This is a genomic window from Seonamhaeicola marinus, from assembly GCF_008085455.1.
The window spans coordinates 1-327 of the sequence record NZ_VSDQ01000572.1; the positions used below are offsets into that span (position 1 = coordinate 1).

Here is a 327-nt window from a genome sequence, read left to right on the forward strand (position 1 = left end):
AGTTCCAATGCTATATCAAGATATGGAAAGAACCGATACACCTTTTTGGAGTTACTTTTGTCAAATTTCAGATTCAACAACCAGTTATGGTTCATATTCTGGAGCAGTACCAAACGAAAAAATTACATGGGGTAAATTAGATATTGATACACCTAAATTTATTATTGAAAGTGATGCAACTATTGTTGCACCATTAATTTTTGCCTATTTATTAGGTATGTAATTATGAAAAACATGATTCGTAAAATTGTAGATTATCAAAAATTAAATGAAGATATTTTAAACCTTCTTTTAGAAAAATATCCTGATGGGTATGGTGATAACGAT

General features: G+C 28.7%; 1 protein-coding gene. It reads left to right on the forward strand.

Translation table 11 applies throughout. The features are described 5' to 3' along the window. A partial coding sequence (locus FUA24_RS08325; RefSeq protein WP_187388227.1) for a deoxyhypusine synthase family protein occupies positions 1-223 on the forward strand: 223 nt, incomplete at its 5' end. Positions 224-327 lie beyond the last annotated feature (104 nt).